Annotated in this window: 7 protein-coding genes; 4 read left to right on the forward strand and 3 right to left on the reverse strand. The window is 34.8% G+C overall.

The features are described from left to right. Positions 1-224: 224 nt before the first annotated feature. Positions 225-671, forward strand: a complete 447-nt coding sequence (locus tag ACIR131C_RS0104070) for a pyridoxamine 5'-phosphate oxidase family protein (protein WP_028089165.1) — start codon at positions 225-227, stop codon at positions 669-671. Positions 672-772: 101 nt separating this feature from the next. Here ACIR131C_RS0104070 and ilvA read toward each other — a convergent pair whose 3' ends face one another. Further along, positions 773-2,284 (reverse strand): threonine ammonia-lyase, biosynthetic, encoded by a 1,512-nt coding sequence (gene ilvA, locus ACIR131C_RS0104075; RefSeq protein ID WP_028089166.1) that lies wholly within the window; start codon positions 2,282-2,284, stop codon positions 773-775. Positions 2,285-2,474: 190 nt separating this feature from the next. Between ilvA and ACIR131C_RS0104080 the strand changes: the two genes are divergently transcribed. Together ACIR131C_RS0104080 and ACIR131C_RS0104085 are read left to right on the forward strand one after the other, a co-directional pair. Further along, entirely contained in the window at positions 2,475-3,554 is a 1,080-nt protein-coding gene (locus tag ACIR131C_RS0104080; protein WP_028089167.1) for an AAA family ATPase, read from the forward strand. Next, entirely contained in the window at positions 3,554-4,522 is a 969-nt protein-coding gene (locus tag ACIR131C_RS0104085; RefSeq protein ID WP_028089168.1) for a hypothetical protein, read from the forward strand. Before ACIR131C_RS0104080 ends, ACIR131C_RS0104085 begins: the two co-directional genes overlap by 1 nt. Positions 4,523-4,797: 275 nt before the next feature. On the opposite strand, the gene ACIR131C_RS21870 is transcribed toward ACIR131C_RS0104085, so the two are convergent. Next, a complete protein-coding gene (locus ACIR131C_RS21870; RefSeq protein ID WP_155963010.1) occupies positions 4,798-5,094 on the reverse strand; it encodes a hypothetical protein in 297 nt (98 codons plus the stop codon). Positions 5,095-5,367: 273 nt separating this feature from the next. On the opposite strand from ACIR131C_RS21870, the gene miaB reads away from it, so the two are divergent. Beyond that, the gene (gene miaB / locus ACIR131C_RS0104090) at positions 5,368-6,729 is read left to right on the forward strand and encodes a tRNA (N6-isopentenyl adenosine(37)-C2)-methylthiotransferase MiaB (RefSeq protein ID WP_028089169.1); all 1,362 of its coding nucleotides are present in this window, start codon (positions 5,368-5,370) and stop codon (positions 6,727-6,729) included. A 106-nt stretch (positions 6,730-6,835) separates the two neighbouring features. Here miaB and ACIR131C_RS26555 read toward each other — a convergent pair. After that, positions 6,836-7,105: Uma2 family endonuclease (locus ACIR131C_RS26555; RefSeq protein ID WP_035371493.1), on the reverse strand; the 270-nt coding region annotated here is incomplete at its 5' end.

Consider the following 7,105-nt stretch of genomic DNA (forward strand, 5'->3'; position numbering starts at 1 on the left):
TATTAAAATATTTTTATTTATACTTTAATTTTAAAAATTGACATCTTCTTGAAGATATATTTCCTTAGTTATAAATTGGTAATAGCAAGTTTTAATTTTAATTTGAATTTGAATTAAAATTTTAATAATTACCTCTTTAGACTCAGGTATATAAATTGAAAAACCTTAACACTAAGAATATCAACCATCTTCATAATCTTCATAAGATTAAAATTCTAGATATAATGACACAATCTGTACAGACAAAACCACAAATTCAGGAATTGCGTAAACTACTAGAAGGTATTGAATGTGGAATGTTAACCACAATTGATGATCATGGTAGTTTACATAGTCGCCCCATGTCAATATGGAATGAAATTGATCATAATGGTACACTTTGGTTTTTCACTTTAGCTAATTCCCATAAAGTCGTAGAAATTGAACATCATCAACAAGTAAACGTCAGTTTTTCTGCACCTAATCAACAGCGATATGTTTCTATACTAGGTTCAGCACAATTAATAAGAGACCGCGATAAACTTGAAGAAAAATGGCAGCCAGGATTAGAAATTTGGTTTCCCCAAGGGATAGATGAACCTGATATCGCTTTACTAAAAGTAAAAGTTAATAAAGTAGATTATTGGGAAAGTTCCTCTAGTTTTAGTCCGCAAACAATTAGTTTTTTATAGTTTTTTAGAACCACCGTTAAATTCTCATCTCTAATAGCCAAAATACCTATCTCCCCAACTTCCTCAAGCAGTTGGGGAGATAGGTTTAGATATAGACTAAATCATCCTAAAAATAACTTATATGCAGGATTATCACTTTCATGCAAATAGCTATAACCAAGAGTATCTAAAAATGATTGCCATTCTGTCATTTCATGGGGAGGAACTTGCATTCCTACTAAAATGCGTCCATAATCTGCGCCATTATTGCGATAATGAAATAAGCTAATATTCCAATCAGGAGACATAGAACTGACAAATTGCATTAAAGCACCGGGACGTTCAGGAAATTCAAAGCGATAAAGTAATTCATTTTCTGCTAAGGGAGAATGTCCTCCTACCATGTGACGTAAATGCAGTTTTGTTAATTCATCATCTGTTAGATCTATGGTTTTTAAATCGTGAGATTCAAAATTTTCAACCATTTTTGCTGCGTCTGCACGATTTTCTATTTGCACACCCACAAAAATATGCGCTTCTTTTTCGTTAGCAATACGATAATTAAATTCAGTTAAATTCCGTTTACCAATACATTCACAAAACTTTCTTAAACTGCCTCTTTCTTCGGGAATTTTAACTGCAAAAATGGCTTCTCGACGTTCTCCAAATTCTGCCCGTTCAGCCACAAAACGCAACCGATCAAAATTCATGTTAGCGCCACAAGCAACAGCGACCAGGGTTTGATTGGCAATTTTTTCTCTTTCTGCATAGACTTTTGCCGCTGCGATCGCTAATGCCCCCGCAGGTTCTAAAATAGAACGAGTATCCTCAAAAACATCTTTAATGGCCGCACAGGTGGCATCTGTATCCACTAAAATAATTTCATCTACGTATTGTTGACATAAACGGAAGGTTTCTTCTCCTACTTCCCGCACCGCTACCCCGTCAGCAAATAAACCGACCTGAGACAACCGCACTCTTTCACCAGCTTGCAGTGATTGATACATAGCGTTAGCGTCCACAGGTTCAACACCAATAATTTTAATATCGGGACGCAAGCGTTTAACATAAGCAGCAATACCGGAAATCAAACCACCACCACCAATGGCCACAAAAATGGCGTGAATAGGTTGTTGATATTGTCGGAGTATTTCCATACCAATTGTTCCCTGGCCAGCAATGACATCAGGATCATCAAAGGGATGTATAAAAGTTAATCCCTTTTCCGCTTCTAATTGGCGAGCATAAGCGTAAGCATCGTCATAATTATTACCATGTAGTATTACTTCCCCTCCCCTAGCTTTGACTGCATTAATTTTTACTTGGGGTGTAATCACTGGCATGACAATAATTGCCTTTGTTCCCAAGCGACTAGCAGCTAAAGCGACACCTTGGGCGTGATTTCCCGCAGAAGCCGCTATAACACCCTGCTTCAGTAAATCTGGTGTCAGATTGACCATTTTATTATAAGCGCCCCGTAATTTGAAGGAGAAGACTGACTGCATATCTTCCCGTTTCAGTAGGAGTTTGTTATTAATACGCTGGGAGAGATTGGGTGCATATTCGAGGGGTGTTTCCTGAGCTACATCATAGACACGGGCAGTAAGGATTTGTACTAAATAGTCGCAATACATATCAAGGGGTGCATTTCGGGTTGGTTGTTAATTGTACCGCTTGTTGGGTCTTTTGGTCGCAGGTTTTGAGAAAAAGATTTCGCTTCTGTAAATTAGAGTTAATGTGCTATAATCGCCATTAGCTTTTTAGAGACTACGATTGATTTGCTATTTACTTTAAGTTAAATAAAATACAAATATTACAAAGTATATGAAATTACATACCTTGGAAATAAAAAACTTTCGTGCCATTGAAGATATTTCTTTAGATTTTACAGATTTACTGGGTCGTCCTCGATCTATGAATTTAATTGTCGGTCCGAATGGTTCTGGTAAAACTTCAATTTTAGATGCAATTCATGTTGTAGTTAAAGTCTTTGAAAAGCCACAAGATCCAGAGTTAAGAGAAGGTTTGGAATACAATGTGCAACAATTAGTTAAAGGTAGAGGTAATATAGCTCAAATCAAATTTCAGTATTCCATTGAAAAAGATGAAGCTGAAGCTATTAACGATGTTTATTCATCACTTAAATTACGGCAAAACTTTAATTTATCAGAATCAGTTCCACCTTTAGGAAGTCCAGCAAAAGTTATTTGGTATTATCCAAGTAGAAAACCAAATAATTTATGTGATCATGACATTTTACCTAAAAATTCTATTAGAGTTTTGGGTGCAAGAGGTAGAGCTTCTCAAGCAATATCTCAAAATCGTCAAATTTCACAAATACAAATATTTGATAGAATTGGTGGAGTTTGCTATTTAGATCAAAGACGTACTGTAAGATTATTTAAGAGTTTTAATAAACAAAATATAGAAGATCAAAATGCACATAGTGATGTTTTATCTTGGTTAATTGAATATTACCGTAAAAATTTAACATGGAACGAAGAAAAATATGGTGAATCATATTGGAAAAGAGTACAAAGATTATTTAATAAAATTTGTTATCCTTCGGCATTAATAGGTTTAGAATCAGGACCCGATTCTGATACTGTGATTCTCAAAAGAAAGGGTGAGGGTATGGAATATGATTTACTACAAATGAGTTCAGGGGAACATCAAATTTTAAGAATTTTAGTTGGTTTAGCAGCAGATACGGCGAAAAATTCTATTGTTCTTATTGATGAAGTTGAACTACATTTACATCCTGCTTGGCAAAAAAGATTAATTCAAGTTTTGCGGGAAGATGATTCAAATAATCAATATATTTTTACTACCCATTCCCCAACTGTAGCAGAAATATTTTATGATTCAGAAATTATTAATTTGGGTGATCTGGGAGAAAAATAATGAAAATAGAGAACGATCATTTATATATATTAATTGAAGGTGCGCCTACAAGTCCCGAAGTTGCATTTATTAAACTAGTTATTGGTAAACTAATAACTCAAAACTTGTTATCAAACATAAAATATGAAGTAATTGAAATAGGTGGTAGTGGGAATTTTAATTCTATAGGTAAATTAATCTATGATAAAAGTCAATTACACCAACGTATACCAGTAATTGCAATTACTGATAGAGATTTTAGAACACAGGAAAAAATTGAGCAAATAAGTAGCAAACTTGACTCTAATTTAATCAGAGACAAATCAGTAAGAATTATCTATTGGAAAAGACATGAATGGGAAAATTTCTTACTTGAAGAAACAGAAACTATCGCTAATCTTTTCAATCAGATATCTACTAAAAAAACAGGTGAGAAGAAGACATATAGAAAAAATACTGGTAATAATTTAACAAAATCTCAGCTAGAACAATGGCTAAGACAATATTTTCAAAACTCGATAATGACAGAATTATTTGAATGTTTAAAGTTCCAATTCCGAGAAAATGCAGATTTTAGACTAACATTAGATAGAATAGAATCTTTATCTTTAACAGATATGAGAACTTTTTTTGAACAGCAAATAGTTGATAAAGCTAGTGAATCAAAAAACAGAATATTGGGTTTAAGAAATATGTTAGAGGATATAATTATAAGTCAAGATTTTCATTGGGAAAGCTATATTAATAATCCCCCTGAACTGGATTTTCAAGAAGCAAAAATATTTTTTAGAGGTAAAGAAGCACTAAAGGATTTACATAGAAAAGCTTATCAATATCTGAAGGTAGAACATTTAGAATATGATCGCTTCTGCAAAGAATTAATTTTACCAGAATTAGGAAAAAATACAAATTCTCTGATTGTTCAAGAACTTGGTATAATGCTAAGACCTTATTTTCAACAAGCTGCAAATTTGACGGGAATAGAATAGAATTTAGATATAATAACTAATAGACTTTTTTACAAAACTATGATCACAAAAAGCAATTACTAAGTCGTGCTTCAATTTACAGTAAATTAATGTCTGAATAATAACCGCAATTCATCAACACTTGGGATAAATAAAATATATCCATAGTGATTGTGTTTAAGAATACCCTGGGGCAATCACAGATTGATATTGGCAATTACAATCAATAGTAAATCCAATCTCTGCGATCGCTTTTCCCATATATCTAAGTAAAAATTCCTATACTATACCATCATTTAATGACATCCCATACTAGTATTAGGTATGTTAGGTAAAGTTGATTTAGGGTTAGTAGTCAATTTTACCCCTTGTTGTCCAGATGGTGCATTTAATTTGATGGAGTTTTGAGTTCTGAGGATGAAATTTTGGCTTCTGAGAATCAGGTTACGAGTTCTCAGCAGGGAGTTTTGAGTTCTGAGTACAGGGTTGGCAATTCTGACTACAGGATTTTGAGTTTTCAGGACGGAGTTTTGATTTTTAAGTACGTAGTTGTGAGTTTTGAGCATAAAGTAAAGTTTTGACTTATTGATCATTCCTGTTTTTCAGAGGATATCATCATATCAATCTTTTGCTCCCTATATTAGTCAAGGCGAAAATTTTGAGATTTTAACTTTTCATGCCCTTCTACTCCAATATAGAATAGTAAATAGACTTGATATAAGTAAGTGATCGAAAAAAAACCGACACAAGTAACGAAAAGTAAAGTTGCCCAAATCCTCTTCCCTGTTCCCTGTTCCCTGTTCCCTTGTCATAACGACAATTTTTAACCCCAACCTACTTACATTACTAATTAAGCGTAATTCCCAATGACCACTAAACGACATTACCACATTATTACCTTCGGTTGCCAAATGAATAAGGCCGACTCCGAGCGCATGGCTGGTATTTTAGAAGACATGAACTTTGAGTGGTCAGAAGACCCAAATCAAGCAGATGTAATCCTTTACAACACTTGTACCATTCGGGATAATGCGGAACAAAAGGTATATTCTTATTTGGGTAGACAGGCTAAACGCAAGCATGATCAACCAGATTTAACCTTGATTGTTGCTGGTTGTGTCGCTCAACAGGAAGGAGAAGCTTTATTGCGACGAGTACCCGAATTAGATTTAGTTATGGGACCGCAACACGCTAACCGTCTCAAAGATTTGCTAGAGTCTGTCTTTGAGGGTAATCAAATTGTCGCTACGGAAGAAGTTCACATTTTTGAAGATATCACCCAACCCCGTCGGGATAGTCAGGTAACAGCTTGGGTAAATATTATTTATGGCTGTAACGAACGTTGTACCTATTGCGTAGTTCCCAACGTGCGCGGTGTGGAACAGTCCCGTACACCGGAGGCAATTAGGTATGAAATCGAACAGTTAGGAAAACAAGGTTACAAAGAAATTACGCTGCTGGGTCAAAATATTGACGCTTATGGTCGAGACTTACCCGGTTCTACTCCCGAAGGTCGTCATCTGCATACATTGACAGATTTACTTTATTATGTACATGATGTGCCGGGAATAGAAAGAATAAGATTCGCTACTAGTCATCCTCGTTATTTTACAGAAAGATTAATTAAAGCCTGTGCTGAATTACCGAAAGTCTGTGAACATTTCCATATTCCCTTTCAATCTGGAGATAATGAGCTTTTAAAAGCAATGTCACGGGGTTATACCCATGAAAAATATCGCCGAATTATTGATACTATTAGACAGTATATGCCGGATGCGTCAATAAGTGCTGATGCCATTGTGGGTTTTCCGGGTGAAACAGAAGCACAATTTGAAAATACTTTGAAATTGGTAGAAGATATCGGTTTTGATTTATTGAATACCGCTGCTTATTCACCCCGTCCCGGTACACCAGCGGCTTTGTGGGATAATCAAATCAGTGAAGAAGTAAAAAGCGACAGATTGCAAAGATTAAATCATTTAGTTAATATTAAAGCAGCCGAGCGATCGCAACGTTACTTTGGACGCATTGAAGAAGTATTAGTAGAAGCTGAAAACAGTAAAGACAAAACTCAGGTCATGGGAAGAACCGGGGGAAATCGTCTCACATTCTTTACCGGTGATATTAATTGTCTAAAAGGGAAAATAGTCAAAGTCAAAATTACCGAAGTTCGTCCTTTTAGTTTGACAGGAGAAGCGATAGAAGTTCGTCAAGTCGTCACAGTTTAATAAACCATAGAATCGTTATCTATTTTTTGTAGGTCGGGTTAAGGGACAGCGTAACCCGACACTCATGTTGGGTTTCATACTAACCTACAAGCTTAAATATAAACATCTATTCAAATACAGGAGGCCATAATTCAGAAATAGCAATTTCCCAACCAGGAAATAATTCACTTACCGTTAATTTATCATCTTCTGTTAATAATGTAATTTTACCATCAGGACGATAAACAGTAACAGTTAATTCATCAGGATTGATTAGAATTGCTACCTTTGCACCTAATTCTAAAAACAATTTGAGTTGATCTTCTAATTTAGAAACTCTATCAGTTTTTGATTTAATTTCTACTACTAAATCGGGAACTAAATTACCAAAATCTCT

This window comes from Dolichospermum circinale AWQC131C, assembly GCF_000426905.1.
GTDB lineage: Bacteria > Cyanobacteriota > Cyanobacteriia > Cyanobacteriales > Nostocaceae > Dolichospermum > Dolichospermum circinale.

What these genes read in the sequence shown, in the direction of transcription:
- ACIR131C_RS0104070 (WP_028089165.1), top strand. Translation starts at nt 225, where the DNA reads ATGACACAATCTGTACAGACAAAACCACAAATTCAGGAATTGCGTAAA.
- ilvA (WP_028089166.1), bottom strand. Translation starts at nt 2,284, where the DNA reads ATGTATTGCGACTATTTAGTACAAATCCTTACTGCCCGTGTCTATGAT.
- ACIR131C_RS0104080 (WP_028089167.1), top strand. Translation starts at nt 2,475, where the DNA reads ATGAAATTACATACCTTGGAAATAAAAAACTTTCGTGCCATTGAAGAT.
- ACIR131C_RS0104085 (WP_028089168.1), top strand. Translation starts at nt 3,554, where the DNA reads ATGAAAATAGAGAACGATCATTTATATATATTAATTGAAGGTGCGCCT.
- ACIR131C_RS21870 (WP_155963010.1), bottom strand. Translation starts at nt 5,094, where the DNA reads ATGATCAATAAGTCAAAACTTTACTTTATGCTCAAAACTCACAACTAC.
- miaB (WP_028089169.1), top strand. Translation starts at nt 5,368, where the DNA reads ATGACCACTAAACGACATTACCACATTATTACCTTCGGTTGCCAAATG.